General features: G+C 63.2%; 30 protein-coding genes. 23 read left to right on the top strand and 7 right to left on the bottom strand.

Annotated elements, in window-relative coordinates:
* Window positions 1–2: 2 nt before the first annotated feature.
* The 4 genes from FIU90_RS08360 to FIU90_RS08345 all read right to left on the bottom strand — a co-directional run bounded on the left by FIU90_RS08360 (window position 3) and on the right by FIU90_RS08345 (window position 2,737).
* The gene (locus FIU90_RS08360) at window positions 3–1,184 is read right to left on the bottom strand and encodes a TolC family protein (protein WP_234029459.1); all 1,182 of its coding nucleotides are present in this window, start codon (window positions 1,182–1,184) and stop codon (window positions 3–5) included.
* 121 nt (window positions 1,185–1,305) lie between these two features.
* Window positions 1,306–1,650 (bottom strand): hypothetical protein, encoded by a 345-nt coding sequence (locus FIU90_RS08355; RefSeq protein ID WP_007163835.1) that lies wholly within the window; start codon window positions 1,648–1,650, stop codon window positions 1,306–1,308.
* Between the two features lie 71 nt (window positions 1,651–1,721).
* Window positions 1,722–2,366, bottom strand: coding sequence for a class I SAM-dependent methyltransferase (locus FIU90_RS08350; protein WP_086438278.1), 645 nt, complete (start codon window positions 2,364–2,366; stop codon window positions 1,722–1,724).
* 8 nt (window positions 2,367–2,374) lie between these two features.
* Complete coding sequence (locus FIU90_RS08345; RefSeq protein ID WP_086438277.1) at window positions 2,375–2,737, bottom strand: DUF3703 domain-containing protein; 363 nt, start codon at window positions 2,735–2,737, stop codon at window positions 2,375–2,377.
* Between the two features lie 82 nt (window positions 2,738–2,819).
* On the opposite strand from FIU90_RS08345, the gene FIU90_RS08340 reads away from it, so the two are divergent.
* Complete coding sequence (locus FIU90_RS08340; protein WP_007163832.1) at window positions 2,820–3,206, top strand: helix-turn-helix domain-containing protein; 387 nt, start codon at window positions 2,820–2,822, stop codon at window positions 3,204–3,206.
* A 47-nt stretch (window positions 3,207–3,253) separates the two neighbouring features.
* Here the strand turns inward: FIU90_RS08340 and FIU90_RS08335 are convergent, their stop codons facing one another.
* Both FIU90_RS08335 and FIU90_RS08330 read right to left on the bottom strand, forming a co-directional pair.
* Window positions 3,254–3,520: an AlpA family transcriptional regulator gene (locus FIU90_RS08335; RefSeq protein WP_086438276.1), complete on the bottom strand. Its 267-nt coding sequence runs from the start codon at window positions 3,518–3,520 to the stop codon at window positions 3,254–3,256.
* A gap of 1 nt (window position 3,521) precedes the next feature.
* Window positions 3,522–3,983, bottom strand: coding sequence for a hypothetical protein (locus tag FIU90_RS08330; RefSeq protein WP_138615241.1), 462 nt, complete (start codon window positions 3,981–3,983; stop codon window positions 3,522–3,524).
* 363 nt (window positions 3,984–4,346) lie between these two features.
* Here FIU90_RS08330 and FIU90_RS08325 point away from each other — a divergent pair, with 363 nt between their 5' ends.
* The 18 genes from FIU90_RS08325 to FIU90_RS08240 are packed head-to-tail and all read left to right on the top strand — an operon-like array spanning window position 4,347 to window position 21,944.
* Window positions 4,347–4,673, top strand: a complete 327-nt coding sequence (locus FIU90_RS08325; RefSeq protein ID WP_011413834.1) for a hypothetical protein — start codon at window positions 4,347–4,349, stop codon at window positions 4,671–4,673.
* 26 nt (window positions 4,674–4,699) lie between these two features.
* Complete coding sequence (gene traL / locus FIU90_RS08320; RefSeq protein WP_152434339.1) at window positions 4,700–4,987, top strand: type IV conjugative transfer system protein TraL; 288 nt, start codon at window positions 4,700–4,702, stop codon at window positions 4,985–4,987.
* 11 nt (window positions 4,988–4,998) lie between these two features.
* Complete coding sequence (locus tag FIU90_RS08315) at window positions 4,999–5,568, top strand: type IV conjugative transfer system protein TraE (protein WP_152434338.1); 570 nt, start codon at window positions 4,999–5,001, stop codon at window positions 5,566–5,568.
* Window positions 5,565–6,320 carry a type-F conjugative transfer system secretin TraK gene (locus tag FIU90_RS08310; protein WP_152434337.1) on the top strand — a complete coding sequence of 252 codons (756 nt, stop codon included), beginning with the start codon at window positions 5,565–5,567 and terminating at the stop codon, window positions 6,318–6,320. The genes FIU90_RS08315 and FIU90_RS08310 overlap by 4 nt, the downstream gene beginning before the upstream one ends.
* On the top strand, window positions 6,320–7,603 hold the full coding sequence (locus tag FIU90_RS08305) for a TraB/VirB10 family protein (protein WP_152434336.1): 1,284 nt from the start codon (window positions 6,320–6,322) through the stop codon (window positions 7,601–7,603). Before FIU90_RS08310 ends, FIU90_RS08305 begins: the two co-directional genes overlap by 1 nt.
* Window positions 7,600–8,478, top strand: a complete 879-nt coding sequence (locus tag FIU90_RS08300; RefSeq protein ID WP_137678732.1) for a DsbC family protein — start codon at window positions 7,600–7,602, stop codon at window positions 8,476–8,478. Before FIU90_RS08305 ends, FIU90_RS08300 begins: the two co-directional genes overlap by 4 nt.
* Before the next feature lie 44 nt (window positions 8,479–8,522).
* Window positions 8,523–9,059: a hypothetical protein gene (locus tag FIU90_RS08295; protein ID WP_152435765.1), complete on the top strand. Its 537-nt coding sequence runs from the start codon at window positions 8,523–8,525 to the stop codon at window positions 9,057–9,059.
* Window positions 9,056–11,605, top strand: coding sequence for a type IV secretion system protein TraC (traC, locus tag FIU90_RS08290; RefSeq protein WP_152434335.1), 2,550 nt, complete (start codon window positions 9,056–9,058; stop codon window positions 11,603–11,605). Before FIU90_RS08295 ends, traC begins: the two co-directional genes overlap by 4 nt.
* Window positions 11,605–12,009, top strand: coding sequence for a hypothetical protein (locus tag FIU90_RS08285; protein ID WP_137678734.1), 405 nt, complete (start codon window positions 11,605–11,607; stop codon window positions 12,007–12,009). Before traC ends, FIU90_RS08285 begins: the two co-directional genes overlap by 1 nt.
* Complete coding sequence (locus tag FIU90_RS08280) at window positions 12,002–12,382, top strand: TrbI F-type domain-containing protein (protein ID WP_137678735.1); 381 nt, start codon at window positions 12,002–12,004, stop codon at window positions 12,380–12,382. Before FIU90_RS08285 ends, FIU90_RS08280 begins: the two co-directional genes overlap by 8 nt.
* On the top strand, window positions 12,379–12,885 hold the full coding sequence (locus tag FIU90_RS08275; protein ID WP_137678736.1) for a S26 family signal peptidase: 507 nt from the start codon (window positions 12,379–12,381) through the stop codon (window positions 12,883–12,885). Before FIU90_RS08280 ends, FIU90_RS08275 begins: the two co-directional genes overlap by 4 nt.
* Complete coding sequence (gene traW, locus FIU90_RS08270) at window positions 12,885–13,517, top strand: type-F conjugative transfer system protein TraW (RefSeq protein ID WP_137678737.1); 633 nt, start codon at window positions 12,885–12,887, stop codon at window positions 13,515–13,517. Before FIU90_RS08275 ends, traW begins: the two co-directional genes overlap by 1 nt.
* Entirely contained in the window at window positions 13,514–14,527 is a 1,014-nt protein-coding gene (traU, locus tag FIU90_RS08265) for a conjugal transfer pilus assembly protein TraU (protein ID WP_137678738.1), read from the top strand. Before traW ends, traU begins: the two co-directional genes overlap by 4 nt.
* Window positions 14,524–15,279 carry a type-F conjugative transfer system pilin assembly protein TrbC gene (trbC, locus tag FIU90_RS08260; RefSeq protein ID WP_137678739.1) on the top strand — a complete coding sequence of 252 codons (756 nt, stop codon included), beginning with the start codon at window positions 14,524–14,526 and terminating at the stop codon, window positions 15,277–15,279. The genes traU and trbC overlap by 4 nt, the downstream gene beginning before the upstream one ends.
* Complete coding sequence (locus FIU90_RS08255; protein ID WP_137678740.1) at window positions 15,276–16,997, top strand: conjugal transfer protein TraN; 1,722 nt, start codon at window positions 15,276–15,278, stop codon at window positions 16,995–16,997. The genes trbC and FIU90_RS08255 overlap by 4 nt, the downstream gene beginning before the upstream one ends.
* Window positions 16,994–17,806 carry a conjugal transfer protein TraF gene (locus FIU90_RS08250; protein ID WP_152434334.1) on the top strand — a complete coding sequence of 271 codons (813 nt, stop codon included), beginning with the start codon at window positions 16,994–16,996 and terminating at the stop codon, window positions 17,804–17,806. Before FIU90_RS08255 ends, FIU90_RS08250 begins: the two co-directional genes overlap by 4 nt.
* Window positions 17,796–19,232, top strand: coding sequence for a conjugal transfer protein TraH (locus FIU90_RS08245; RefSeq protein WP_152434333.1), 1,437 nt, complete (start codon window positions 17,796–17,798; stop codon window positions 19,230–19,232). The genes FIU90_RS08250 and FIU90_RS08245 overlap by 11 nt, the downstream gene beginning before the upstream one ends.
* 9 nt (window positions 19,233–19,241) lie before the next feature.
* The gene (locus FIU90_RS08240; protein WP_137675986.1) at window positions 19,242–21,944 is read left to right on the top strand and encodes a conjugal transfer protein TraG N-terminal domain-containing protein; all 2,703 of its coding nucleotides are present in this window, start codon (window positions 19,242–19,244) and stop codon (window positions 21,942–21,944) included.
* 1 nt (window position 21,945) lies between these two features.
* Here FIU90_RS08240 and FIU90_RS08235 read toward each other — a convergent pair whose 3' ends face one another.
* Window positions 21,946–22,155, bottom strand: a complete 210-nt coding sequence (locus tag FIU90_RS08235) for a hypothetical protein (RefSeq protein ID WP_152434332.1) — start codon at window positions 22,153–22,155, stop codon at window positions 21,946–21,948.
* A 123-nt stretch (window positions 22,156–22,278) separates the two neighbouring features.
* Here FIU90_RS08235 and FIU90_RS15740 point away from each other — a divergent pair, with 123 nt between their 5' ends.
* The 4 genes from FIU90_RS15740 to FIU90_RS08220 all read left to right on the top strand — a co-directional run bounded on the left by FIU90_RS15740 (window position 22,279) and on the right by FIU90_RS08220 (window position 24,079).
* The gene (locus FIU90_RS15740) at window positions 22,279–22,818 is read left to right on the top strand and encodes a thermonuclease family protein (RefSeq protein WP_234029458.1); all 540 of its coding nucleotides are present in this window, start codon (window positions 22,279–22,281) and stop codon (window positions 22,816–22,818) included.
* A complete protein-coding gene (locus FIU90_RS15785) occupies window positions 22,818–22,949 on the top strand; it encodes a hypothetical protein (protein ID WP_255478505.1) in 132 nt (43 codons plus the stop codon). The genes FIU90_RS15740 and FIU90_RS15785 overlap by 1 nt, the downstream gene beginning before the upstream one ends.
* Window positions 22,949–23,140: a hypothetical protein gene (locus FIU90_RS08225; RefSeq protein WP_137675988.1), complete on the top strand. Its 192-nt coding sequence runs from the start codon at window positions 22,949–22,951 to the stop codon at window positions 23,138–23,140. The genes FIU90_RS15785 and FIU90_RS08225 overlap by 1 nt, the downstream gene beginning before the upstream one ends.
* 303 nt (window positions 23,141–23,443) lie before the next feature.
* Window positions 23,444–24,079, top strand: coding sequence for a S24 family peptidase (locus FIU90_RS08220; RefSeq protein ID WP_137675989.1), 636 nt, complete (start codon window positions 23,444–23,446; stop codon window positions 24,077–24,079).
* Window positions 24,080–24,312 lie beyond the last annotated feature (233 nt).

Below are 24,312 nucleotides of genomic sequence, written 5' to 3'. Positions count from 1 at the left end.
CCTCACTGTGTGGTGAGCCAGATGAGCCGCGCCGCGAGCAGGCCGCGGGTCTCTTCTGCCTGAATCAGATTTTCACGAATGGCGTCGCGCGCTTCGGCAGCCGCCAGAACTTCGATCAGCGGAAATCTGCCATTGCGGTAGCCGATTTCGACGAGCCTGAGCGCTTCCTCAGCCTGCGGCAGGGATGCGCTGGAGAGGGTCTCCACACGCGTTTCGGCGGCCAGATAAAGCGTTCGCGTCCGCTCGAACTCCACGCGGTAGTCCGCCTCGGCTATCGCCTCGCTCGCGCTTGCCGCGCGGTATTGCGCCTCGGCGGCTGCGATGTTGCCCTGGTTGCGGTTGCGAAAGGGAAGCGGAATGGAAATCCCGACGATGAACGCTTGATCGCTGCTTTCCTCAAAACGGCGCACGCCTGCCGACAGCGTTGGGTCGGGAACGCCAAGCGAGCGCTCACGCGCAATTTCGGCTTCAGCAAAGCTGGTTCGAGCGCCCGCAATGCGCAGTTGCAACGGATTTTCGGAAACCGGCGGTGCAAGGGGCGGCGATAAGTCAGGAAAGACGTTCGATACTGCGGGATTGGGCTGTCCGGATACCCAGAGAGCCGCGAGCGCCTGACGTGCTGCTAAATCGTCTGCTTGTGCAGCCTGCAATTCGGCCTCCGCCTCGGCAAGCGTAGCTTGTGCACGCATAGCTCGAAGAGGCGGCTCCCGCCCGACCTCTACAAGCACGTTGGCGATCCGCGTCAGTTCACGGTTTCGCTCGACGATTTCCCGCGCGAGAACGAGGCGTTGGCCTGCGGCGACAGCCTGCACATAACGCTCGCGCACCCCCAAAGCGAGTTGCGACAAGGCAAATTCGCTCTGCAAGCCGGCGAAATCGGACGATGCGCGTGCGCTCGCGATGCGTGCGCTTCGCTTGCCGCCGAGTTCGAGCGGCTGACCGATCGCTAGGGTATATTCGGTCGACCGCAGCCCGGAGAAAGCGCCGGAGCCCGCGATGTTCTCGGCCTCGAGCGATAGCTCGGGATTGGGTCGGAGGCGTGCTTGGTCGATAGCCGCACGCGCGGCTTCGGCCTCCGCCTGAGGGCCGTAAACCCGGGGATTGCTGGAAGGGTCATCTTCCCCTTCAATGCCGACGCCCGCTCGAGCGAGCGCTTCCTCGAGTGTAACTGTTTCCTGTGCCAATACTGGCGAACCCGTGGACACGGCAATCAAGGCCGCGGCCAGTGCAAAGCACCGCATTATTGTATCTCCTGACTGAAACCAATCGAGCGCACGCGCAGGCGCACTCGCACATGATTTGCTGTCAGGCTTTGGGAGGTTGGATCAGAACCGGCGGCGCGCGCGAGGTGAGCATCGAAGTCGCCAGCGGACCCTTCAGGCTATTCGTGCGCGCAAAGGGCGACCCCAGGAACACTCCACTATCGGCGAGGCTGAAGCTGCAATTGTGATGATGCGTTGCCGAATGGTCCTGACCATCATGGTCCGGCTCGGGATCATTGCTATCGAAGTGGTCCGCCCCATGCGCATAAACGTGATCGGCCGCATGAACGAAGCTTTCGCCTTCTGAAGCATGCGCGTCAGGTAACGATAGGACACTACCGAAAAGAATGGCGATGATCGCAAGGAAGGGCAACACAAAACGCGGCACGTTACTCAACCCTTTAGGAGCCTTGCAAAGCTCGCGCAACCACGGCTGTCTGAGCGCTTGTCTTTTCATGATCACGATTTGGCACCGACGAATTCATACGCACAACCGGCCAGAAACTCGCGGAAATGAACTTCACGCAGAAACTGGCGTGCTGGAAGCCAAGGGCGGAACTCTTCATATTCCCGCGCCACACCGAACGGTTTGGTCAGCAATATGCCGATTTCAATCAGCCATCGCGGCCAGCGCTCGGGGTGCTTCAGGCCAAGCAGGGCCATCCGGCCACCCGTCGGGAGAGCAGCCGAGGCGCGCTCGATGATCGCGGCGTAGTCAGGTGGCATTTCCAGTCCAAAGGTGCTGATGACTGCGCTGGTCTCGCTCGGAAAGCGGAAGGCGGCTACGTCTGACTGCACAAATTCGACATTACTTGCTCGCAGGCGCTTCGCTCGTCGACGGGCTTGGTCGAGCATGCCTTGCGAAAGGTCGACCAGCGTCACCTTGCCGCTTGGTCCTACTCTCTCAAGCAGAAACGCGAGGTTTGCGCCGGTGCCAGCACACAGATCCACCACATGGTCGCCGGCGTTGAGTTCAAGCCGGTTAACCAGATCGCGTCGCCAGCGACCAAGACCGGCCCACCGAAACCCCGAGACCAATCGGTCATAGATTCCCGCGTTCTTGTCGTAGAGGCGTTCAACCTGTTCGTTGGAGAGAATTGCCATGGCGCGAGCTAGCGAGCTTCGCCAGAAGAGATCGTAAGAACCTCTGAGAGGTCGTCCGGGTATGGCATTGGCGCGAACGCGCTCACGTTTGCGCGTCCGGTATTCCCCCAAGGAAGCCGTCCGGTGAGATTGCCAAGGGGAGCGAGCGAAAGACGTATGACCTGCCCCAGAACTTCCCGGCCATCGCGGGTTTCAACCGCATAGCCCAGCATCGTCATATGTGAACGAAGGTGCGGCCCGAAGAAGCCCTGGCCCAGAATATGTTCTCGCTCGAGCGCGGTCCAAGCCAAAGCCCGGTCACCAGACTGCCTGGCGGTACGGAAAACGCGCCGCTCAGCTTCGATAAGTTCAATAATGTCCTTCTTTGCCACAGGATTTTACCGTTCTGCTTGCATCCTCGAATTGTCTTATGCACCTTGTAGTGGCTACAAGGTCAAGCATTGCGAGAAACCCATGAAGATTGGTGCCCTGGCGCGGAAGACCGGCACGACCGCCGAAACCATCCGCTACTACGAACGGACCGGATTGCTGGAGGAACCACCACGCACCGCCGGCAACTACCGGGACTATGGCCCGACCGAATTGGCCAGATTGCGGTTTATCCGCCGCGCACGCGACCTCGGCTTCACCATGGCGGAGGTGCGCCAATTGCTTTCTTTGGCGGATGATCCATCGCAATCGTGCGAAGCCGTGGACTCTATTGCCAGCCTCCACCTACGCGAAGTGGATCGGAAGCTTGGTGACTTGCGAAAACTGCGAACCGAACTGCGCCATATGGTCGACGACTGCCAGCACGGAGCGGTTGGCGAATGCCGGATAATCGAAGTGCTTTCCGGCTAGCCGGACAGAGGGCGTTTATGGGAGCAGTGACGGGACGCAAGACATGATCATCTCGAAATTCGGGGCGTGTTCTGACATATCTCGTCGGTGCGTTCGACAACAGAACCGATCCAGTCATCGATCTCGGATTCGACCCAAACCGTGCAACGGGGACCGAGCGAACGCGACTTTGGAAAACGGCCTTCGCGCATCCGCTGATAGATTGCCGTTCGGCGCAGGCCCACGCGCGCCATGACCTCGGGAAGACGAATGAGCCGGTCTGGCGTTGGCTCGACAGGAACGGCTTCCGCGTCCGTTTCGAGACCGGTCGTCATTTCAGAGAGCGAAGCTTTGTTCATCCTGCCGCTCCAGTTGCGCGAGGTGATCCGACAGGAGACCGGCGGTGCGGTGCGCGGTCCCCTTTGCCCAGCGCGGTCTCACATCGAGCAGCCTCTCGCCCAGCGCCTGATCCAAAGCAGACGGCAACTCGCTTATGAAGGTTTCAAGAAATTCCAGCACGCCGCTATTCTGCCAATCCTCGCTACGCTGCGAGTACCCCGCGAGTGCCAGCATCAGGGAGGTGCGCGGCGCGTGTCCGCTCGCGTCAAGGATGGCCAGCGCCTCTGGCAGTGTGGCTGACCGTGTCCCGGCGAGGATGCGTCGGAGCGCGTCCTTGTTGATATTCGTCTGTGCGGCAATCGTCCGCCGGGACTTGCCACTTTCGTCCACGGCATGGTCGAGGAAAGCTGCGACTCCTCGCGATAGTTCTTCCCATTTGTCGTTTGCGTTTCGCGCCATTGTTCCTGCTTCCGGTGATCTTTAGCGAATCACCAACAGGCTAGGCAACGCGTCAAACTGTAGGAAAGGAAAAAGAACAAATAAGGAACACGTAGGAAACCGGCTCATCGTCACACGATTTGATTCGCGCAGATTCCGGTCCCTCGATCTCAGATTTCGGTATGGGTGGCGCAATGATCGGTATTCTTGGCCGCAATGTCTGCACCGATCGCGCAAAACCCGGTCAGATTGCCCAGAATCGACGATTTCTCTTGGTCGGAATACCGCGTGCTGCAGTTTCCGTTTTCCTACACCCTGCCTTCCAATCGAGGAAAGAACATACAGCGAACGCATCGCTGCCAATGTTCGAAACGGAGTTCCTCGATGACCAAAGCAATCACTCTTCAGCGCCAATCCAGCAAAGGCATTCGTGCCCGCAACTATATTCTTCCGGCCGCCATTGCGCTCGCCTGCGCCGGTGCCGCCTATGCCGGTGCCGACACGACCTTTGATCCGGCGCTGCAGAAGTTCACTGACTTCCTCGAAGGTTCGGGCGGCAAGATCATCACCGTCCTCAGCCTTGCCGGCGGTTTGATCGCGCTCGCCTCGGGCCGCTTCGCCCTTGGGCAGGTCGCGGTCCCGGTCGGTGTCGGAATTGGCGTCGGCACAGGCGTGCCGATCGTCACCTCGGTCGTGACCGCAACCATTTGATCGCGGTCTAACGACGGGAGGGCGGCATGGCCGACAGATACCTCGTTCCACGGCGGCTCGACGACCCGGAGCTCATCGGCTTCTGGACCATCGACGAGTTTGCGGGACTGCTCGTCCCCTTCGCGTGGGGCATCCTTTCGCAGCACATCCTCATCGGCACAGCCCTGTCCGGGCTCACCTGGTTCACCCTTCGAAAGGCGAAGGCGTCAGGTGCCGGGTCGAAACTGGTCCATGCTGCCTACTGGTATCTGCCGGGGAGCTTCCTCGGTCTTAAAGCCACGCCGCCCTCCCACTGCCGCCTGCTTGCAGGCTGAGGGAGGAACCCATGAGACACGAATTCGCCTACGAAGAAGCGCAGCGCCACCTCAAGCAGCGCAACCGCTTCGCCGCGCTGTCAGCCGTGCTGGGCCTTACCAGCCTGCTGGCGGTCGGCGCGGCGGCGACGCGCGAGGAAAGCGTCATTTTGGTGCCTGTCACGACCGAGCGCCTGACGCTCGGGAGCGGCGGTACCGATGCGCACTACCTCGAACTCGTAACCCGCGACACCGCGCTCATGCTGCTCAATCGCGCACCCGAGAGCCTCGACTACTGGATGGAACAGGTCCTCAAGGTGGCAGATCCGTCAGCGCACGGGAGCCTCAAGGCCGAGCTCGTCAAGATCGTCGACGAGCAGCGCGGTTCGGACATCAGCCAGGCCTTCGTCATCTCGCGGATGGAGGTCGACGCGCAGGCGCTCACCGCTGTCGTCACCGGCACGCTCAAGACCTTCGTCGGTGCGCAGGTGATCGCAAGCCAAGAGCGCAGCTTCGAATTCAGCTGGAACCGCCGCGGCCTCAGTCTCGGCCTTACCGGCTTCCGCCAGCTCCCAACCGAAAACGAGGAGGAGAACCCATGACACTCCTATCCCGCCCCTTCCCCGCCGCGCTGACCGGCGTTGCGCTGGCAATCGCCACGGCCGCCTACGCTTCACCGGCACATGCCGACCAGTTCGTCGAGGCCGCTGATGGCGCCGCGATCGACTGCGTGCTCGCACGCGGCGCGCTGACCCGTATCGCCCTCATCGAGGACGGTTTCGGCAATGTCTCGAAGATGGCGAGCGGCTATCCCTACAACGATTTCGAGGTGACCCACGAGCCGGTGCGCGGCGACATCTATGTCTCGGTGCCGCTGCAATATGCGAGCGCAAGGGTCAGCTTCTTCGCGACGAGCAGCGCGGGCTATGTCTACAAGTTCACCTGCCGCGTCGAAGGCGAGGAAGCGAGCCAGCTCTTCGTCACCAATCCCGCGCTCGCCAAATCCCAGGCGAGCGAGTGGGAAGGCCAAGCCCCGACCCGCGACGAGGCCGCGATCCGGCTGATCGAGGCGATGGCCAGCGATGGGGTCCTGCCGGGCTTCCGCGCCCGTGCCGAACTTTCGCGACCACGCCACACCGACAGCCTCGAAGTGCAGCAGGTCGCGGAATACGAAGGCGCCGAACTGATCGGCCAAGCCTTTACTCTACGCAATCTTGGCTCGGCGCCCGTCGACCTTGCCGGTGAGCGCGAGGCGCCGGCCGGGGCGCTGGCCTTTGCCTATGGCCGCGACAGCCTTCAGCCTGGCGAGAGCACTCAGGCCTTCCTTGTCTTTACCAAGGGAGGGCTCGAGTAATGGCCGATCCCGACACACGCGATACGCCCGCGGCAGCGCCCAAGGACGAGACGCGCGGCGAAGCCCGGCGCAATCTCAACCGCACGGTGGCGCAGAAGCAGAAGCTGCTGCTCGCCGGGATCGGCGGGGTGGCACTCATCGCCGGTTCGATGTTCATCTTCGGTGGTGAGGATGAAGCCGGCGCCGACGGCGTGGGCGCGACCACGATCGAGACCGGCGCGCTGGTCAATCGCAATCTCTCGCAGCGCGAATTCGTCGCCACTTACGGCAACCGCCTCGATGCGCAGGGCCGCGCGATCAAAGACCTGCAGGAAAGCCAGCTTCCCAAGGCCTCGATCGAGCAGGAGCTCGAAACGCTGCGGGGCGAGAACGCGCGGATGCTGAGCGACGGGCAAGCTGCGATCGATGCGATCTCGGCGGAGAACGCCGCCTTGCGCTCGGAACTCGAAACCGTCCGCGCCAATCCCCCGGTCACGCCAGTTGACGCAGGAGAACCGCGGACTCCGGGTTTCGCTCCCGGACCGCTCGAGCCACCCAGCGAACCCAAGGCGAGCCTGCTGAGCTTCTCATCCGAAAAGCCGGGCGCAGCCAAAGCGAAGGCAACCGAAAGCACGCCGCCGCTGCTGCTCGAGGCAAGCCGCGATTATCTCCCGCCCAACAGCTATGCACCTGCCACCGTGATCGTCGGGGTCGACGCCTCGACGGGCGTGACCAGTCAGAGCGATCCGCTGCCCGTGGTGCTGCGCATCACCGGGCCGGCGCGCTCGGTGCTGCAAGGCGACAAGCTGCTCACCACCGATCTCACCGGCTGCCTCGTCAACGGCGCGGCACGCGGCGATCTCTCGGCCGAGAAGGTTTACGTCAAGCTCGTGCGCATGACCTGCGCGCAACCGGGCGGACGCTTCGCGGTGAGCGAGGTCAAGGGGTTCATCGCCTTTGCCGGCAAGTCGGGCGTGCGCGGCAATGTCGTCAGCCGCGAAGGCAGCCTTGTCAGCCAGGCGCTGCTTGCCGGGATCGTCGGCGGGTTCGGGCGCGGCTTCTCGGCCAATGCCAACGGCATCTTTGCGCAGCCTGTCGGCAGCGACGGCAGGCGCGAGGCGCTTTCGCCGACCGACATCCTCGCAGGCGGCCTCGGCCAGGGCGCGGGCGAAGCCGCCGACACTACAGCCAAATACCTCATCGAACGCGCAGAACAGTACCAACCCGTCGTCGAGATGCCGACCGGCATCGCAGTCGAGATCGTCTTTCTCGACGGCGTCCATGTCAGGAGCACACCGCAATGAACTATTCGAACCAGCGGCCCGGCCTCAAGGCGCGCGCCGCGCACATATCGCTCGCTGCCGCCAGCGCAGCAGCCCTCCTCACAAGCGGCGTCGCGATCGTAACCGCCATGCCCGCGCAGGCCGCGATCACGCGAGATGTGGTTGAAGCGCTCAAGCTTCGTCTGCCCAGAACGCCGATCGACGCGCTCGATTGCACGACATTCGCGCCATGGTGCGAGGTCGTCTCGGGAGAGACGCTATTCTACATCGACGAAGCGGCACGCTACCTCTTCGTCGGGCGGCTCTACGACATGGAGGAGCGGCGCGACGTGACTGCCGCGCGCCTGCTCGAACTCAACCCCGACCTGCTCGCCGCCGGCGCAGCCCGCCACGCCGGCGAGGACACTGGAGGGCGCCATGACGTTGCCGAAACCCGCGACAGGCAGGTCGCGACGCATGTCGATCTTAAAGCCCTTCCCAAGGAAGGCGCGATCCTGTGGGGCAATCCCAAGGGGCTGAAGCTGGTTGTCTTCTCGGATTTCCAGTGCGGCTACTGCAAGCGGCTCACCGGCGAACTCGAAAAGGCAGGCGTTCTTGTCGAGGAACGGCCGATCTCGATCTTCGGCGCGTCGAGCCGCCGCTTGTCCGAGGCGGTGCTGTGCGCCGCCGACCCGGTCGAGGCGCTCCATGCCGCATACACCGGCAAGCACCTCGAACCGCGCGCAACCTGCAAAAAGTCAGCTGCGCTCGATGCCAACGAAGCCTTTGCACAGGCCAACGGCTTTGCCGGAACCCCGGTAATCGTCCGGGCGCGCGACGGTGCGGTGCTGCACGGCTACCGTGATGCAAAGACACTGCGCGCCTTTGCCAATGCCAAGACCGGATCGAAGCAATGAGCGGCGGTGCGACCCGTGTCGGAGCGACGGCAATTCTCGCGTTGATGATCGCCGGCTGTGCGACGCTTGGCGGCAACGTCAAGGGCGACTTTTCCTGCCGGGCACCGGAGGGAAGCTGCGCGCCGACCTCGATGATCGACGATGCCGCGACCCGCGTTTCACAGGCAGAACGGTCCGGTCATGCCTCTGCGGGAGCGCACAGGGCCGGTGATCGCGGATTGCGGATCGTTGTTGCGGGCTACCGCGACGGGGCGGGCCGCATCCACGAGGCCCGGGTTGTTCATGTCGTGCTGCCCGATCGCGCTGCCGAGCGCTGGCGCGCGCCGCGTTCGACCGGCGACGTGCTTCGCGCACTGGCGCGTCCGGCTGAAGCAGAAGTCGCCCCGCCCGCCGCCGCAGAAGCAATTCCTTTCCAGCATCCCAATCCCTCCCCCCAGCAGCCTCCCGATGTCCTGGTCATCCCCTCGCAGGATCTGACGGAGCTGCCCGGCGCCAAAGCGCCGGACCCCGGGGCACCTGGTCGTCCCCCCTCCCCCGGCCAGGTGCCCCACCCCGTTCTGCCCGAAGGAGAGCCCAAGTGAACCTCTCGCTATCCTCTGCGCGCGACGCGCTCCTTGCTGGCCTGTTCGGCGATGCGAAAAGGGGCGACCATGCGCAGCCGCGTTTCGCGCTCGACATGCTGTCGGACTGGCTTCCGTACCGAGTCTATGACGAGGGCCCGGGGCTCTACCGCAACGCGCACTCGAAGGGCTTCATTCTCGAAGTCACCCCGCTCATCGGCGCCGACGAGCGGACAGGTGAGATCCTCGGCCAGTTCTTTTCCGAGAGCCTGCCGCAAGGCGCGTGCCTCCAAGTGCTGAACTTCGCGTCCCCGCGCATCGGCGCCATCGTCGGCCCGTGGTTCGCACCGCGCTACGAGCAGGGCGGGATCTACGAAGCGATTGCGAAAGCCCGCACCAACCGGCTCTACGATCTCGTCTGGAAGTCGGGCTCGGCACACGCGCCGTTCCATGCGCGCCATGTGCGTCTGGTGCTCTCGCTCGGCGTTCCGGTGCCCGGAAGCGTCACCGATGCAGAACTCACCGAATGCCGCGACGGGATGTCGGGGATGCTGAACTCGCTCGGCCTTGCATCGAACAGGCTCGAGCCCGCAGGCCTCCTCGCATTGGTCGACGAGCTCACCTCGCCGACCACCGCGCGCGAACCCGATCTCACGCACTGGAACCGCGAGGACACGCTCGACGCGCAAGCGATCCGCCGCGACATCGAACTCGAAGTCGAGGACGACCGGCTGATCTTGCGCACCGAGCGCTTCCGCGAGACCGGGCGCTCGCGAGATGGCGTGCCGCAGGTAGGTGAATGCTATCCCGACCGCTTCGATGTGCGCCATTACGGCGTGCGCTCTACCCCTGAGCGCTGGGCACCGTGGGAATGCGCGCGGCTCATCGGCGACATGTTCACCGACAAACTGCGCTTTCCCTGCCCGGCTGCGACCATGCTGTGCCTGCATTATCCCGACCAGGAAGCCGCCTCGGCGCGCGCAGGCTACAAGTTCATGCGCACCACCAGCCTGTCGGAAACGAAGAGCGCACGTTTCCTGCCCAAACTGTCCGAGCAGTCGGCAGAATGGAAACACGTCCAGGCCGAGCTCCAGGCGGGCAAGAAGCTGGTCAAGCTGTTCTATGGTCTCACCACGATCTCGCCGCTTGGCGAAGGCGATGCGCATGAGCGCACGGTCAAGGCGATCTACAAGGCGGCCGGATGGGACCTTGCCGACGAGCGCTTCCTCCAGCTCCAGGGCCTCGTCGCGGCGTTCCCGTTGAGCCTCGCCGATGGTCTGGTCCACGACCTTGCGCGGCTCAAACGCTTTCGGACCATGCTCTCGACCACCGCGGCCCATATCGCCCCGCTGCAGGGCGAGTATCTCGGCGGCACTATCCCGCACCTGCTGCTTCTCGGCCGGCGCGGCCAGCCCTTCTTCTGGTCACCCTTCGAGAACGCGGCGGGCAACCACAACATCGCGATCTGCGGGAAGTCGGGCTCGGGCAAGTCGGTGCTGCTGCAGGAGCTGTGCGCCGCGCTGCGCGGCGCGGGCGCCAAGGTCGTGGTGATCGATGACGGACGCAGTTTCGAGCATTCGGTAAAGCTGCAGGGCGGGCGCTTCGTCGAGTTCACCCTCGCCTCGGGCTTCTCCTTGAATCCCTTCTCGATGGTCGACGATGCCCGCGCGCATGAGGACGAGGACTACCGGCTCGACTGCTTTGCGATGATCAAGGCGATCGTCAGCCAGATGGCGCGGCCAAGCGCCGCGCCCTCGGACACCGAGCGCGGCCTCATCGACCGCGCGGTGACGCAGGTCTGGGAAGCGCTCGGCAGCGGCGGCGCGATCGACGATGTCGCGCATGCCCTCCATCAAAGCGAAAACGAGGCGGGCAGGGATTTGGCGACCGCGATCGCGCCTTTCTGCCGCGGCGGCAGCTATGCCGGGTTTTTCTCCGGCAAGGCGAGTTTCGCGCTCGAAGACGATTTCACCGTCTTTGAGATGAGCGACCTTGCGTCCCGCGAGGAACTGCGAAGCGTTGTCCTCTCGGCGATCATGTTCATGACCGGCCAGGCGATGACGCGCAGCTCGCGGTCCACCAAAAAGCTGCTTTTGATCGATGAAGCCTGGGCCATGCTCAAGGGTGGTTCGATGGGCGAGTTCGTCGAGACCTATGCTCGCACCGCGCGCAAGTACGGGGGTGCGCTCGCCACTGCCACCCAGTCCTTGAACGATTACTACAAATCCGACGGCGCGCGGGCCGCGCTCGAAAACAGCGACTGGATGCTGGTGCTCCAGCAGAAGCCCGAGACCATTGCCGATTTCCGCAAGGAGGCCCGGCTCGACATGGACGACCGGACCGAGACGCTGATCCGCAGCCTCAAGCGCTCGGGCACCGAGTACAGCGAGATCTACCTCAAAGGTCCCGAGATGGAAGCCGTTGGACGCCTGGTGCTCGACCCACTCTCGGCAACCATCTTCTCCTCCGATCCTGACACCTATGCCGCGATCCACCGCCATGTCGAAAACGGCATGCCGCTGGAGCGCGCAGTCGCGCTGGTCGCGGGCGTGGAAGGAGGCATGTGATGGTGCTCGAGACCACCACGCTCGTAGATCGCGTGCCGCTTCCGTCAGTCAGACAAGCCCGCGACAAGCACCGTGTGATCGACTGGCTGGCGCTGTTCCAGGGCACCTGCCTGGTGCTGATCGAAACGGCAAGCTTCGCGGCGAGCACGCTGCTGCTGGTCCTCGGCCTGCCGCTGTTCGTGTTCCTGGCTGTAGCAGGCTGGGATCTCACGGCGCTGTTCGCGCAGCTCGGCAATCTTGCCGACCATTACCGCACCGCTGAACCGGTCGCGCGCCGCTTCTTTGCCCAAGACCTCCAGATCGCATTCCTCATCGCAGCCGGCGGCCTCGCCCTGCTGCGATTGCCGGCTTTCCTGCGCCGCCTCGATCGCCGCCTCGCCGAAGGATCTCCCCGCCATGGATAGACTGAACCTCCCGCTTAGCCAGCTGGGCCCGAAACTCCTCGCTCTACCCTTGCTCGTTGCCGCGCTCCTGTGGGGTGCGTGGATCACGCAGCAGGTCACCAGCTCCCCGGAGCAGCGGATCGTCACGGTCCGGCTCGCCGAGACCATCGGGACATTCGTCGAGGAAGCCGCGCGCGCCGATGCCGATCCGGCGGTCGTTCAGGCGGCGAGCCTTGCATACCTCAAAGCCGCCGAAAGCGCCGTCGCCGACATGGGCCATGACGGCCGCGTGGTGCTGGTTGCCGAGGCCGTGCTCGCGGGCGCTGCCGAAGACGCAACCTCCGAACTCGAGCAGCGCATTGCGGACAAGCTCGCCGGGGAGAAGCAGCCATGAGCCTGACCCGCTCGATCCGCCGTCCGCTGCTGCTCTCGGGGCTGGTCCTGCTGCCGCTTGCCTGGGCGCCGCTCGATGCCTTCAGCAAGGACCACGCGTTCCTCATCAATGCGAGCCCGAGCCTGTCCAACTGGGCGTTCTGGCTCGACAAGCACGCGCCGATCGAACGCGGCAGCCTGATCTTCTTTGAGCCGCCGCAAAGCGAGCTGGTCGAAAGGCATTTCGGAAAAGGACCGCAGATGTTCGGCAAGCGCGTGCTTGGCATGCCGGGCGATGTCGTGCGCCACGAGGGCGATGCGGTCTTCATCAACGGGAAGCAGGTCGCGAGCCTGCTCGAGGTCACCCGTCTCGGTGTCCCGCTCACGCGGGGGCCTAAAGGCGTCATCCCCGAGGGCTGCTACTACACCGGCACCAGCCATCCCCGCGGGCTCGACAGCCGCTATGGCGCAATCGGCTTCGTGTGCCGCGGACAAATCCTTGGCAGCGGGAGGGCGATCCTGTGATGCGCTCCCTCTTTCCGCTTGGCGCGCTTCTCCTCGCTGCGCTCCCGGCCAGCCTGCAGGCGCGAGACTATGGCCAGCGCGGCGCGGTCTTCCCCGTGATCGAGCGCGATCTGCTCGAACAGATCCATGCTCGCCTCGCGCAGATGGAAAAGTCGGGCGAGACCGCGCGGCTCAACGAGGAACTCAAGCGTCGTACGATCGCCCGCGTCAACCGGCCTGATCCGGTTGCCGGCGTGATCCGCGCAAGCGCAAGCCGCCAATGGGCCTTCGATCCGACAATTACGCTTGCTGCCGATATCCGGGGCGCAAAAGGCGAGCTGATCCATGCCGCCGGAACCCGGGTCAATCCGCTCGACAGCGTCAAGCTGCGCGGCGACCTCCTGTTTCTCGACGGCGACGATCCGGCGCAGGTCGCCTGGTCGCTGAGGCAAGAAGTCAATGCCAAGCTGATCCTCGTCAAGGGTGCGCCGCTCGAGCTGATGAAGGCCCGCCAGCGAAGGTTCTATTTCGACCAGGGCGGCAAGCTCACCGACAAATTCGGAATTCGGGCGACGCCTGCGCGCGTGCGCCAGAACGGCCGGATGCTCGAAGTGAGCGAGATCGCGCTGCCGCCCCGGAAGGCACAGCCATGAGCAGCATCCGCGCCTTCCTGGTGCTGTTCACGGCGATGCTATCGCTGGTATTCGCATCACCGGCTTCGGCCGATGCCGGTCCGGGCAAGTGCACCGGGCAATTCGTCAACCCGATCACCGACATCTGCTGGTCGTGCCTGTTCCCGATATCGGTCGGCGGGCTCGAAATCTGGCCGAGCAATCGCCCCGATCCCGACAATCCGGACCTACCGGTGTGCCTGTGCGGGCTTCGGCCCGGCATCGCGATGGGGTTCTGGGAGCCGGTCCGGCTCGCCGATGTCAGTATGAAGCCTTGGTGCTTCGTCAACCTCGGCGGGATGAAACTCGATCCCGGCTTTGATATTGGCTTCCGCTCGATCTCGGGTCCTTCGGCGGTGGGGGGCGCAAGCCAGTATTATTCGAGCTGGCATGTCCACTGGTATGCCTATCCGCTGATCTACTGGATGGAGATCGTCGCCGATTTCCTGTGCCTCGAGCCCGGTTCGATCGACATCCTCTACATCTCCGAGATCGATCCGCTGTGGCAGGACAGCGAGCTCACCGCGATCATCAACCCCGAAGCGGTGCTCTTCGCCAACCCGCTGGCGCTTGCCGCTTGCGCTGCGGATTGCGCGGCATCGACCGCCAATTTGCCGCTCGACGAGATGTTCTGGTGCGCGGGCTGCCAGGGTTCGATGTACCCGATGAACGGCAACGTCTCGGCCTCGATCGGACATGTCCAGGCCTCGCGGCTCGTGCTCTCGCGCTTCGCCTACAAGCTCCACCGCGAACTCGTTTCGTGGGGCACGATGGGATCGAAGGGCCTGTGCGGCAAATACCTGATGCCGGTGATGCGCAAGCAGCAATACCGCTTCCAGGCCACCAATCCCAATCCGGCAACCAAGGGCCGCTTCGCCTGCCCGCCTATCGGTGCCTCCACCACCTTCCAGTCCCCCGGACAGGTCATCCCCGCCATCGGCGAAGACATGGGATACCTCGTCTGGCGCAAGAGGAATTGCTGCGCGCTATGAGAATCGCCTTCCCCCTGCTGGTCGCTATCAGCCTTGCGACCGCCGCCGCCTTTGCTGCCGCGTCTGCGCAAGAGAGTTCGCCCGAACTCGATCTTGCCGAAATCCGCGCGCGCGCCAGCGAGCATAGCGCCGATGCCGAAGCGCTCGCCACGTCGGTGAAGACAAAAGCCGATGCGCTGGCAGAGGACGCGCGCGCCGCTCAACAAACGGCCCACGCGAACCGCGCAGCCTATGCAGAAGCGGCGCAAGCGACTGCCGATACCGGCCCGCTCGATCTCGATGGCATGATCCGCGCCCAGGCCGATGCCGAAGTGGCGGCAATGGGCGAGACGCCCCGGTTCATTGCCTTTGCCTCGCTGGGAATGCCGGAACGCTCGCTCAAGGCGCTGGTTCACGATGTCGCGAGGGCGGGCGGCGTCACCGTGCTGCGCGGGTTCCCGCAAGGCGACAGCGCGCGCTTCAAGAAACGCATCGCCGCGATCTGGAGCGATGGCCATGAAGCCGGCGCGCTCGGGATCGACCCGCGCCTGTTCCGCGCCTTCGATATCGAGGTCGCTCCGAGCTTCGTGATGATCGCGAGCGACTTTGCCCCCTGCGACGGGTTCGACTGCAGCGACATCCTTCCGCCGCACGACCGCATCGCTGGCAATATCAGCGTGGCCGAAGTGCTCGACACCTTTGCTTCAGGAGGCGGTCCGGGCGCGCAGCTTGCACGTCTCCATCTCCGCCGCCTTGAAGGAGAGCGGCCATGAGGCTCACACAATCGCTTCGTCTGGGACTGCTCGCTCTTCTCGCCGTCGCCGCGCCCCTCTCCGCGCAGCAGCAGGATGCGCGGGCTGACGGCAAGGCCTTTGGCGAAAGCCTGCGCAGCGAAGCGCAGGCAGCCGCCAACTCGCAGCACGACGCATCCACCCTCCCCAATTACGATCGCAATGCCGTGCGTGACCTCGAAACGCTTGCCGACGATCCCGACCGGATCGAGAGCAATGCCGCGGCGGTGGCCACCGGGCACCAGGGCTATCGCGCGATGCGCGACAGCATCGCCAACCGCGCACGCTTCGATCCAGACGAGATCGAGGATGTGATCGCGCGCAGTCTCGCGATCAACGAGACGCCGCTTGAATACACCAGCGGCATGGATATCTCGGGCGGCCAGGGCAATTGCGTCCCGCTGCCGCCCGGCTCGGGCTCTGCGGGAACCTACACCGCGACCTGCAACACCGGCACGCGGATCGACCAGTCGGCGGGTCAATGCGCGGTGCCGCTCGTCGCCAGCGTGACGCAGCGCCAGCAATGGCATTATCTCTGCAACGACACCGGCATCTACCAGGGTCTTCCTTGGTGCTCGGCCTTCGATGGCGGCTCGTGCCGCATCACCGGCTATCGCCCCGGCCCGTGCCTCCAGTGGTGGGACAACGGGTTCAACCGCTTCTGCTCCGAGCCGGGCGATCCGATTGCCGAAATCTCCTGCAATGCGCCCGATCCTCGCTACACGCCTTATGCGGTCACCACAGACAGCACGGTCGATGCGGTTCCAGACGAGAGCCAGTGCACGGGTTTTGCCGACAATGGAGACTGCACGCTCGATGTAGAGATTTGCACCGATGCCGATCCGCAGACACGCGTGATCGACGGCGTCTCGGTGACGCGGCCCTGCTGGGAATGGCAGCGCAGCTACACCTGCACCTCGCGCGAAGCGGCGACCGATTGCTCGGACATCGAGAGCCAGGGCACCTGCCGCTTCGTCCGCGAGGAATGCCTCACCGACGAACTTCCGTGCGAGACCTGGGAGCGCATCTACGAATGCCCGTTGCCCGATACCGAGAACACCACGCAATATGTCTGCGATGGCGATGTCTATTGCATTGATGGCAGCTGCGAGACGATCGAGCGCACCGCTAATGACGAGTTCAAGGATGCAGTCACCGCGCTCCATGCGATGGACGAGGCGCGCGGGCAATTCGACCCGAACACGCTGACGCTGTTCCGGGGAACGCGCAACACCTGCTCGTCCAAGGTCTTCGGCGTGCTCAATTGCTGCAAGGGCAAGGGTTTCCCGCTCATTCCGGGGATCAGCCTGCTGGTCGCGCTCGGCTGCGACCGCGAGGAAGTGTTGCTCCACCAGCGCGATGCGCAGGGCCTGTGCGCCTTTGTGGGCACATATTGTTCAAAGAAGTTCCTTGGCGTCTGCCTGACCAAGAAGAAGGCCTATTGCTGCTTCGAGAGCAAGCTTTCGCGCATCTTGCAGGAACAGGGCCGCAAGCAGCTTCCCAAGCCCTGGGACAAGCCCAAGGAAGAACAATGCGAGGGCTTCACCCTCGACGAGTTCGCTCAGCTCGATCTTTCCCGCATGGATTTCAGCGAGGTTTATGCCGAGTTCACCGAGGCCGCGCGGCTGCCCGACGAGCTCGAGACCTCCATCCTCATCCAGCAGAAGATCGACGACTATTACGCAAGGGGCGGTCAATGACCCATCTGGACTACCTGACTGCGCTCGCACTCAGCTTCACTGCGCTCGCCGCCGCTTCGGCGCATGCCCAGGAACCTCGGGAGACGGCATCGATCACCGACGCCGACGCGCTCTACTGCGAAGAGCGAAAGCTCGGCTACTGGTTCTACTGCGTCAAACCTGTGCCCGCAGAGGAACCGCAAACGCCCGAAGCCGAACCGGTCGCGGCCAGCCAAGAACTCGATGCGATCACCTCCGAATTGCGCGAGTTGAAGGCGCGCGCGATCCTCTATCCGACCGAAGCGAATGTCGCAGCCTATATCCGTTTCCAGCGCGCGCAGCTCGACCGCGCCTCGCTGTTCTCCGATGTCTGGCAACGGGCGATCTGGCAGGACCCCGAACTCGACTACACGCTCGAACGCCCCGTCGGAGCGGTCGCCAAGAAGCAGTGGCAGGACGCCCGCAGCGCCGAGCGCGACAGCGTCATGGCACGGCTCTCCGAGCGCTACGGCCTGTTCTATTTCTTCAGCGCCACCTGCGGCCCGTGCGAAGTGATGAGCCCCATCGTCAAGGGAGTCGCCGACCGCTGGCGGATCACTGTGCGCGCCATCTCGACCGATGGCGGTCCTTCGCGCCATTTCCCGGACTACAAGGTCGAGACCAACCAGCGCGCCAGGCTCGGTCTTGAAGGCAAGGCCACCCCGGCGCTCGTGCTGTGGGACAGCGCGACCAAGCGCCCGATCCCGATCGGATACGGCGTGCTCTCGGCCGACGAGCTGCAGGACCGCATCTATCTCCTCACCTCGAAGGAAGCCGGACATGATTACTAGCATTCGCAACGCGGCGCTGACCCTCGCCGCTGCCAGCATGGTCGCATCACCCGTCGCCGCCAATGTCGGCGACAGCATGGACCGGTTCATGGACGACATGGGCGCGGCGGCCAATGTCATCGGCCCGACCGCTTTCGAAGGCCAGTCGGCGGGCTATTACAGCCTCGGCAATGTCTGGACGCGCTTCCCCCAGAAGACCACCAACGTGGCCAACCTACAGCTGCCCCGCGCCCGCGCGGGCTGCGGCGGGATCGACATCTTCGCGGGCTCCTTCTCCTTCATCAATGCGAGCGAGATGGTCGCGCTCCTGAAAGCCGTGGCGAACAACGCGGTCGGGTTCGCCTTCAGCCTCGCGATCGACACCGTTTGCCCCGAGTGCAACAAGATCATGCAGGAGTTTTCGCAGAAGGCGCAGCTCATGAACAACCTCTCGATCAACTCCTGCGAAATGGCGCAGGGGCTGGTCGGAGGCCTGTGGCCCAAGGGCGATCTCGCCGACAAGGCGATCTGCGAAGCGATCGGGAATTCCGAAGGCATCTTCACGGACTATGCCGCAGCCAAACACGGCTGCGGCACGCGCGGGCAGCGCGCCTCAACGAATGAAGGCGCCGGCGCCGACTACGCCGACATCAATCCGGGCGTGGCGCGCAACTACACCTGGCACGTTCTGAAAAAGAGCGCCTTCTTCAACCCCGGCGGCACATTCGACCGCGAGCTTGCCGAATACGCCATGACGCTGATCGGCACGGTGATCTATGTGCCGCCCAAGGACGACGAGGCAGGCAAGTTCGTGCCTTTCGCAGGCGATGCTTCATCCACCCTGGTGAGCGCACTGCTCGACGGGACGCAGGGCCAGACTGTTCGCGTTTTCCGCTGCGACGAGACCGATCTTTGCCTCAATCCCACCTTCGAGCAGATGAGCCTATCGAATGCAAAGGCCATCCGCCCGCGGGTCACGCTCCTGATCGGGAACATGGTCGATGCGATCCGGGCCGACACCGCGATCGGCAATGCCGAAAAGGAATTGCTGCAGGTCGCCTCGGTCCCCTTGTACAAGATCCTTACCGTCCAGGCCGCCTATGGGCGCGGAATGCCGACTGACGACCGCGACACGCTCGCCGAGATCGCCAGCATCGACCTGCTCTATGCCATCCTCGACCGGATCGTGTCGGAAGCCGGGCGCTCGATGGCGAGCTTCATCGCCGCCGACGAAGCCAAGCTCGCGATCTGGCGCGGCCAGGTTGCTGAGGTGCGTTCGGGGCTCGTCCAGCGACAGGCCACCGGACAGGCCAAGGTCTCCGCTATCATGCAGATCATCGAGAAAACGGCGATGATCGAGAACGCCCTTGCCGCCTCGATGTCGCCCTCGATGTCGGCAGCGCTCGACTGGTCGCGCGGGCTCCAGTCGCGCTCGATTATCCCCTGAGGCCGCGACATGGTCGAGATCTTCACAACCGGCGGCGGCGAATACATCGTCAATGTCTTGAACGCCGTCGCCGCGTGGACCGGGGCCGGTGGCTACAAGAGCCTGATCCAGGTGGCGCTGGTCATGGGCATGGCGCTTGCGGTCATTGTCGTCGCGTTCAACCAGGACTGGCGCGCCTGGCTCAACTGGTTCCTCGGCGCGACACTCATCTACATGTGCCTGATGGTGCCGCGCATGGATGTGCAGGTCACCGACCGTGTCAATCCGAGCCTCGCTCCGGCGACAGTCGCCAATGTCCCGCTCGGGCTCGCGCTCATGGCAAGCTTCACCAGTCAGGCAGGCGACTACCTTACCCGCTCCGCCGAGCTCGTCTTCGGCCTCCCCGACGATCTCAACTACTCGAAGAACGGCATGATTTATGGCGCGCGCCTGCTCGAAGCGACACGGTCCCTGCGCATTGCCGATCCCGAGTTTGCCGCCAATTTCGACGAGCATGTGCGGCAATGCGTGTTCTACGACCTGCTCCTCGGCCGCTACTCGATGAAGGAACTGTCCGAAAGCAACGATATCTGGGCGACCATTGCGCCTGGCAGTGCCGCGCGGGCACAGCGCTTCCTCACCCGGCAGGCGGACGATAGCGTCACGGCCACGATCATCACCTGCCGCGAAGCATACACTGCGCTCTCCAACCAGTGGGCCGGGCTTATTGATGAGATGACACGGGTCGCCGGGCGCCAGCTCTACCCCCGGCAGACCGAGGCGCTCGCGAAGGCCAAGCTCATCGCAGACCTGCCGATTGCCTATCAATACCTCACCGGCGTCTCGAAGGATGCAAGCAGCATCTTCCGCCAGGTTCTGACCATCAACGCCATGAACCAGGCGATGCATGGCTTCGCCGGAGCTAGCGGTGCATCGAGCGTCGATGTGTTCGCGCAGACCCGCGCCGACATCCAAACCGAACGGACCTATTCCTCGATCGCGCACAACGCGATGAAATGGGTCCCGATCCTCAATGTCGTCCTGACGGTCGTATTCTACGCGCTTTTTCCGGTGCTCTTCCCACTGTTCCTGATGCCCAAGACCGGACCGATCGCTCTCAGAGGATACGTCACGGGCTTCTTCTATCTGGCAGCTTGGGGGCCGCTGTTCGTCATCCTGCACATGATCCTGATGCTCAAGGGCGCGAGCGATGTGGCGGCAGCGGGCGGCGCGACCGGTCTCAGCCTCGCGACCTTCTCCGGCATGACCGACGTCAACAACGATATCGGGATCCTGGCCGGCTACCTCGTCGCATCGATACCGTTCCTTGCAGGCGGCGTCGCCAGGGGCGCGCTCGCAATATCGGGCCAGGCAACCAGCTACCTCAATCCGAGCCAGAACGCGGCAGAAGAGGCGGCGCGCGAAGCGAGCACCGGCAATATTTCGCTCGGCAATTCCAGCCTTGAGAACTCGAACGTGTTTTCGCGCCAGTTTGCGCAAGCCAGCCTTGCTCCCAACATTGGCTACGGCGCCGCGCAGACGCGAACGACGGGCGAAAACGGCACCCAAACCACCGGCTTCCCGCAGGCCGAGTTCGCGACTGTGCCGACCTCGAGCTATCCGTTCACACCAACGCTAGGGCAGGACTTCTCGAGCCGGCTTGCGACCATGGCGAGCCAGAGCCGCGGCCAGAGCGAGACATTCTCGAACCTTGCCCAGCAATCGACGAGCTCGGCTGTCACCCGCTTCAGCGAGTTGCGCGATGCCTACACCCGCTCGCGCTCGAACGAGAGCGTCAGTGGCACGTCAACGAGCGACAGCATCGGCAGCGCCTTCAGCGAAGTCGACAACGCCTCGAAAACACTCCAGCAGCAGTTCGGGCTGTCGCGCCGCGCGGCCGACGACATTACTGTGTCCTGGTTCCTGAACGGGGATGCCGGTCTCGGGGTCAAAGGAGAACGAGGCTCGATCAAGGGCACCCTCGGGTTAAAGGGTGGTCGGAACCAGACCTGGACTGACAGTGATATCGGGATCGCCTCCGAGGATCGCTCGCGCATCATGGGCGCGCTGAGCCAGATCTCGGACAGTCGCAGCTGGTCGAGCACGCGCGAAGGCTTCCTGCGTGAAACGAGTTCGAGTTCGGAGGCGCTGGTGTCAAGCAGCTCGGCCGGGATCACCACGTCGATCACCGAAGCGCAGAGCTACACCCGCGAAGCGCGCCGAGCCGAGGAGATCGCCAGCCGCCTCGAGAACCAAGCAAGCTGGTACGAAAGTGCCAATGCCGCAGGCACGCTCAACCTCAGCCAGGCCTATCGCGAATGGGGCATGGCGGAGATCGATGGTAACCGCGACTACTATGGGCCGGTGCGCTTCGACGACATCGATTTCCAGATGAGTGCGCGGGGCCAGAAACTCCAGGCGCGGTTCGTCGAAAGCTATGCGAACCAGCTCAATGCCGAGATCGCGGATGACCTGGCTCTGCCGCCCTTTGCGTCCGTCGCTCGACCCGCTGTGAGCAGCGCAGATGGCGTGCGGGGATCGGTACGGCTTGGCGGGGTACCAGGGAGCCTTGGCGCCCCCTCAAGCGAGCGTGAAGACATCGCCCGGAATGTAGGTCGGGTCCAACAACAAGGGGACCGGCGGATCGGGACCGTCAAAGGATACCTCGATGGCAAGACTCGCGATGCCAAGGGAGCCTCGGCTGAGGCGGCCGACGATGTGAAGGAATGGTAGCTCAGATCAGCCCGTCGTAGATGATCACATAGATCAAAAAGGCGAGGAACAGGACCCCGAACAGGATCAATCCAAGCTTGCCCCACGGGTCAGCCCAGGTCTTTTTGCAGGTGTAGGAAGTGAGACGGTTCTCGGCGATGGCCCGATCTACTTCGCGGAAGCCCTCCCAGCCCTCCTTGCCGCCCGGGGGTGTGTCGTCTGGATCGTTCATCGCTCATTCTCCTTCACAAGAAGGGAGCCGCCCTCTCCTCTTCTCAGCCCCATCTTGTTGCTGAGAAAATAGCCGAAAATCATCGGAAAAGCGAGCACGGTATCTTGGCTTGCAGGCCCGAAAATGAAAGGAGTTGGCATGGCAGGAAGATCACCTCAGAATAATGTCTTCGATTTTCACGCAGGAGTTCTCCGACAGAAGCAAGGCAAACGGCGCGGCCTTGCGCTGCTTGTTGCCGGAGGCTTACTCGTTGGCATTCTGGGCGGCATTCTTGGCATCTACTGGCCTTTTGGTTCGGCGATCGCTGAGGCACGAACCAAGCACAGCTTTGCCGTTTGCGGCATGGTCAGACGCACTTGTGTCATCGATGGCGACACGATCTGGCTCGAAGGCGTGAAGATCAGGATCGCGGATATCGACACGCCTGAAATTTCGCAGCCAAGATGCGATATCGAATACGATCTCGGCATAAGGGCACGCGACAGGTTGGTGGTTCTGCTCAATCAGGGAGAGTTCTCCGCCGTTCCAATCGGTAATCGAGACGAAGACCAGTACGGTCGTAAGCTCCGTGTCCTGATGCGCGATGGCCGCTCGATCGGCGACCAATTGGTCGCGGAAAGACTAGCACGAACCTGGTCCGGACGCAGGGAGCCATGGTGCTGATGCGCATCTGGCCGGACAGTGACGATCCCTTGCCGGGCAACGAGCGGGAATGGAAATTGAAGCTCGAAGCATGGCTGCTGGGTATTCCGATTGTCCTTATGCTCATCGCAGGCATCGGGTCACTCTTCTGATGCTCACCCGTGATCAGGAGCTTTGGGGCATGGCGCTGTGGGTGGATAAGCACCATGGCGACGCCGGAGGTGAATTCATTGCGTCGAAGATCGATCAGCTATACCAGGCCGGCGAGCAGGACGGGGCAAGACTTTGGCAGAATGTTGCCCGTCGCTATGAGCAACTTGTCGAGCGCAGGACCTATTCCTGATAGAACCTTGAGGATCTCTAGCGTCGACTGACTGCAGATAGGCTTCCAGCCGTTCAAGCGTTCGTCGACGCGGCCTTCGCCCTTGCCTGAGATCGAGTACGAATCGAGGATCGCCAACTGCGCGCCGGCCGAAGCGCGTTGCCGAAATATGGTGATCTTTCAGATGCTTTTCGATCCGTTCCAGCAAGGTCATAACCCTTTCGCTCCGACTCGCAAATCCCTTGTGTTCTTGTTATGTTCTTAGTAGGATCACATCCGCGAGTCTAGGAAAATTCCTACAATTGAGATTCGAAGGACAGACAGATGGAACATGTCAGGGAAGAGCTCGACCGGCTGATCCTCAAGGGCGGATATGGCTACGCCTCGATATCGCGGCTGCTTGGCCGCAACCCTGCCTATGTGCAGCAATTCATCAAGCGCGGTTCACCGCGAAAGCTCGATGACGAAGACCGAAAGACACTTGCCTGCTTCTTCGGCGTCGATGAGCAAGTGCTCGGCGGTCCCGCCAATCCAGTCAATGATGGTATGGTCGAGATCCCCGTTCTCGATGTGGAAGCATCTGCTGGATTCGGCGCGGTAGCTGCCAGTGAGACTGCACACACCCGGTTCGGGTTCGATGAGCGGTGGCTGCGGCACCTGACGTCGGCCAAGAGCGCCAGCCTGTCGATCGTCGGCGTAAAGGGTGACTCGATGGAGCCCACGCTCAGCGATGGTGACGAGGTCCTGGTCGACGCGTCAGACCATGGCTCACGATTGCGCGATGGAATCTACGTTTTGCGCGCTGATGATGCTCTGGTCGTTAAGCGTATTGCTATCAAGCCTGGTGGCCGACAAATCACAATCGCCAGCGACAACCCAGCTTATCCAACTTGGCACGACATGGACCGATCTGAGGTGCACGTCGTCGGTCGGGTCATCTGGTTTGGCCGAGCCTTGTAACGGCAGGACTTGGGCCGGAAGCGGAAAGGCAGCTTTTATATCTTTGAGCGGATTAAGCGGACAGCGACTACTGACCGAATCGCAAGCCGGTGCATTAGAGAATGGTCTGGAGAAACCCCTCTTGGCATAGACTTTTGCCGTCGTTGAAACGCCCCTGCAGGACAGCCAACACGGAGCCGAGAGCCACAAACTAAATTGGTTTACTATTTAGCGCGCCTTTCCTACCATCCGGA

Origin of the sequence: Erythrobacter sp. THAF29 (assembly GCF_009363635.1) — a bacterium.
Taxonomy (GTDB): Bacteria; Pseudomonadota; Alphaproteobacteria; order Sphingomonadales; family Sphingomonadaceae; genus Erythrobacter.
The sequence above is the reverse complement of the archived record's forward strand: the minus strand, read 5'-3'. Positions and strand labels throughout refer to the sequence as shown.

Excerpts from the sequence above, each read along its gene's own strand:
- FIU90_RS08350 (WP_086438278.1), bottom strand. The coding sequence starts at position 2,366 with ATGGCAATTCTCTCCAACGAACAGGTTGAACGCCTCTACGACAAGAAC.
- FIU90_RS08340 (WP_007163832.1), top strand. The coding sequence starts at position 2,820 with ATGAAGATTGGTGCCCTGGCGCGGAAGACCGGCACGACCGCCGAAACC.
- FIU90_RS08335 (WP_086438276.1), bottom strand. The coding sequence starts at position 3,520 with ATGACGACCGGTCTCGAAACGGACGCGGAAGCCGTTCCTGTCGAGCCA.
- FIU90_RS08330 (WP_138615241.1), bottom strand. The coding sequence starts at position 3,983 with ATGGCGCGAAACGCAAACGACAAATGGGAAGAACTATCGCGAGGAGTC.
- FIU90_RS08325 (WP_011413834.1), top strand. The coding sequence starts at position 4,347 with ATGACCAAAGCAATCACTCTTCAGCGCCAATCCAGCAAAGGCATTCGT.
- traL (WP_152434339.1), top strand. The coding sequence starts at position 4,700 with ATGGCCGACAGATACCTCGTTCCACGGCGGCTCGACGACCCGGAGCTC.
- FIU90_RS08315 (WP_152434338.1), top strand. The coding sequence starts at position 4,999 with ATGAGACACGAATTCGCCTACGAAGAAGCGCAGCGCCACCTCAAGCAG.
- FIU90_RS08310 (WP_152434337.1), top strand. The coding sequence starts at position 5,565 with ATGACACTCCTATCCCGCCCCTTCCCCGCCGCGCTGACCGGCGTTGCG.
- FIU90_RS08305 (WP_152434336.1), top strand. The coding sequence starts at position 6,320 with ATGGCCGATCCCGACACACGCGATACGCCCGCGGCAGCGCCCAAGGAC.
- FIU90_RS08300 (WP_137678732.1), top strand. The coding sequence starts at position 7,600 with ATGAACTATTCGAACCAGCGGCCCGGCCTCAAGGCGCGCGCCGCGCAC.
- FIU90_RS08295 (WP_152435765.1), top strand. The coding sequence starts at position 8,523 with ATGATCGCCGGCTGTGCGACGCTTGGCGGCAACGTCAAGGGCGACTTT.
- FIU90_RS08285 (WP_137678734.1), top strand. The coding sequence starts at position 11,605 with ATGGTGCTCGAGACCACCACGCTCGTAGATCGCGTGCCGCTTCCGTCA.
- FIU90_RS08280 (WP_137678735.1), top strand. The coding sequence starts at position 12,002 with ATGGATAGACTGAACCTCCCGCTTAGCCAGCTGGGCCCGAAACTCCTC.
- FIU90_RS08275 (WP_137678736.1), top strand. The coding sequence starts at position 12,379 with ATGAGCCTGACCCGCTCGATCCGCCGTCCGCTGCTGCTCTCGGGGCTG.
- traW (WP_137678737.1), top strand. The coding sequence starts at position 12,885 with ATGCGCTCCCTCTTTCCGCTTGGCGCGCTTCTCCTCGCTGCGCTCCCG.
- traU (WP_137678738.1), top strand. The coding sequence starts at position 13,514 with ATGAGCAGCATCCGCGCCTTCCTGGTGCTGTTCACGGCGATGCTATCG.
- trbC (WP_137678739.1), top strand. The coding sequence starts at position 14,524 with ATGAGAATCGCCTTCCCCCTGCTGGTCGCTATCAGCCTTGCGACCGCC.
- FIU90_RS08255 (WP_137678740.1), top strand. The coding sequence starts at position 15,276 with ATGAGGCTCACACAATCGCTTCGTCTGGGACTGCTCGCTCTTCTCGCC.
- FIU90_RS08250 (WP_152434334.1), top strand. The coding sequence starts at position 16,994 with ATGACCCATCTGGACTACCTGACTGCGCTCGCACTCAGCTTCACTGCG.
- FIU90_RS08245 (WP_152434333.1), top strand. The coding sequence starts at position 17,796 with ATGATTACTAGCATTCGCAACGCGGCGCTGACCCTCGCCGCTGCCAGC.
- FIU90_RS08240 (WP_137675986.1), top strand. The coding sequence starts at position 19,242 with ATGGTCGAGATCTTCACAACCGGCGGCGGCGAATACATCGTCAATGTC.
- FIU90_RS08235 (WP_152434332.1), bottom strand. The coding sequence starts at position 22,155 with ATGAACGATCCAGACGACACACCCCCGGGCGGCAAGGAGGGCTGGGAG.
- FIU90_RS15740 (WP_234029458.1), top strand. The coding sequence starts at position 22,279 with ATGAAAGGAGTTGGCATGGCAGGAAGATCACCTCAGAATAATGTCTTC.
- FIU90_RS15785 (WP_255478505.1), top strand. The coding sequence starts at position 22,818 with ATGCGCATCTGGCCGGACAGTGACGATCCCTTGCCGGGCAACGAGCGG.
- FIU90_RS08225 (WP_137675988.1), top strand. The coding sequence starts at position 22,949 with ATGCTCACCCGTGATCAGGAGCTTTGGGGCATGGCGCTGTGGGTGGAT.
- FIU90_RS08220 (WP_137675989.1), top strand. The coding sequence starts at position 23,444 with ATGGAACATGTCAGGGAAGAGCTCGACCGGCTGATCCTCAAGGGCGGA.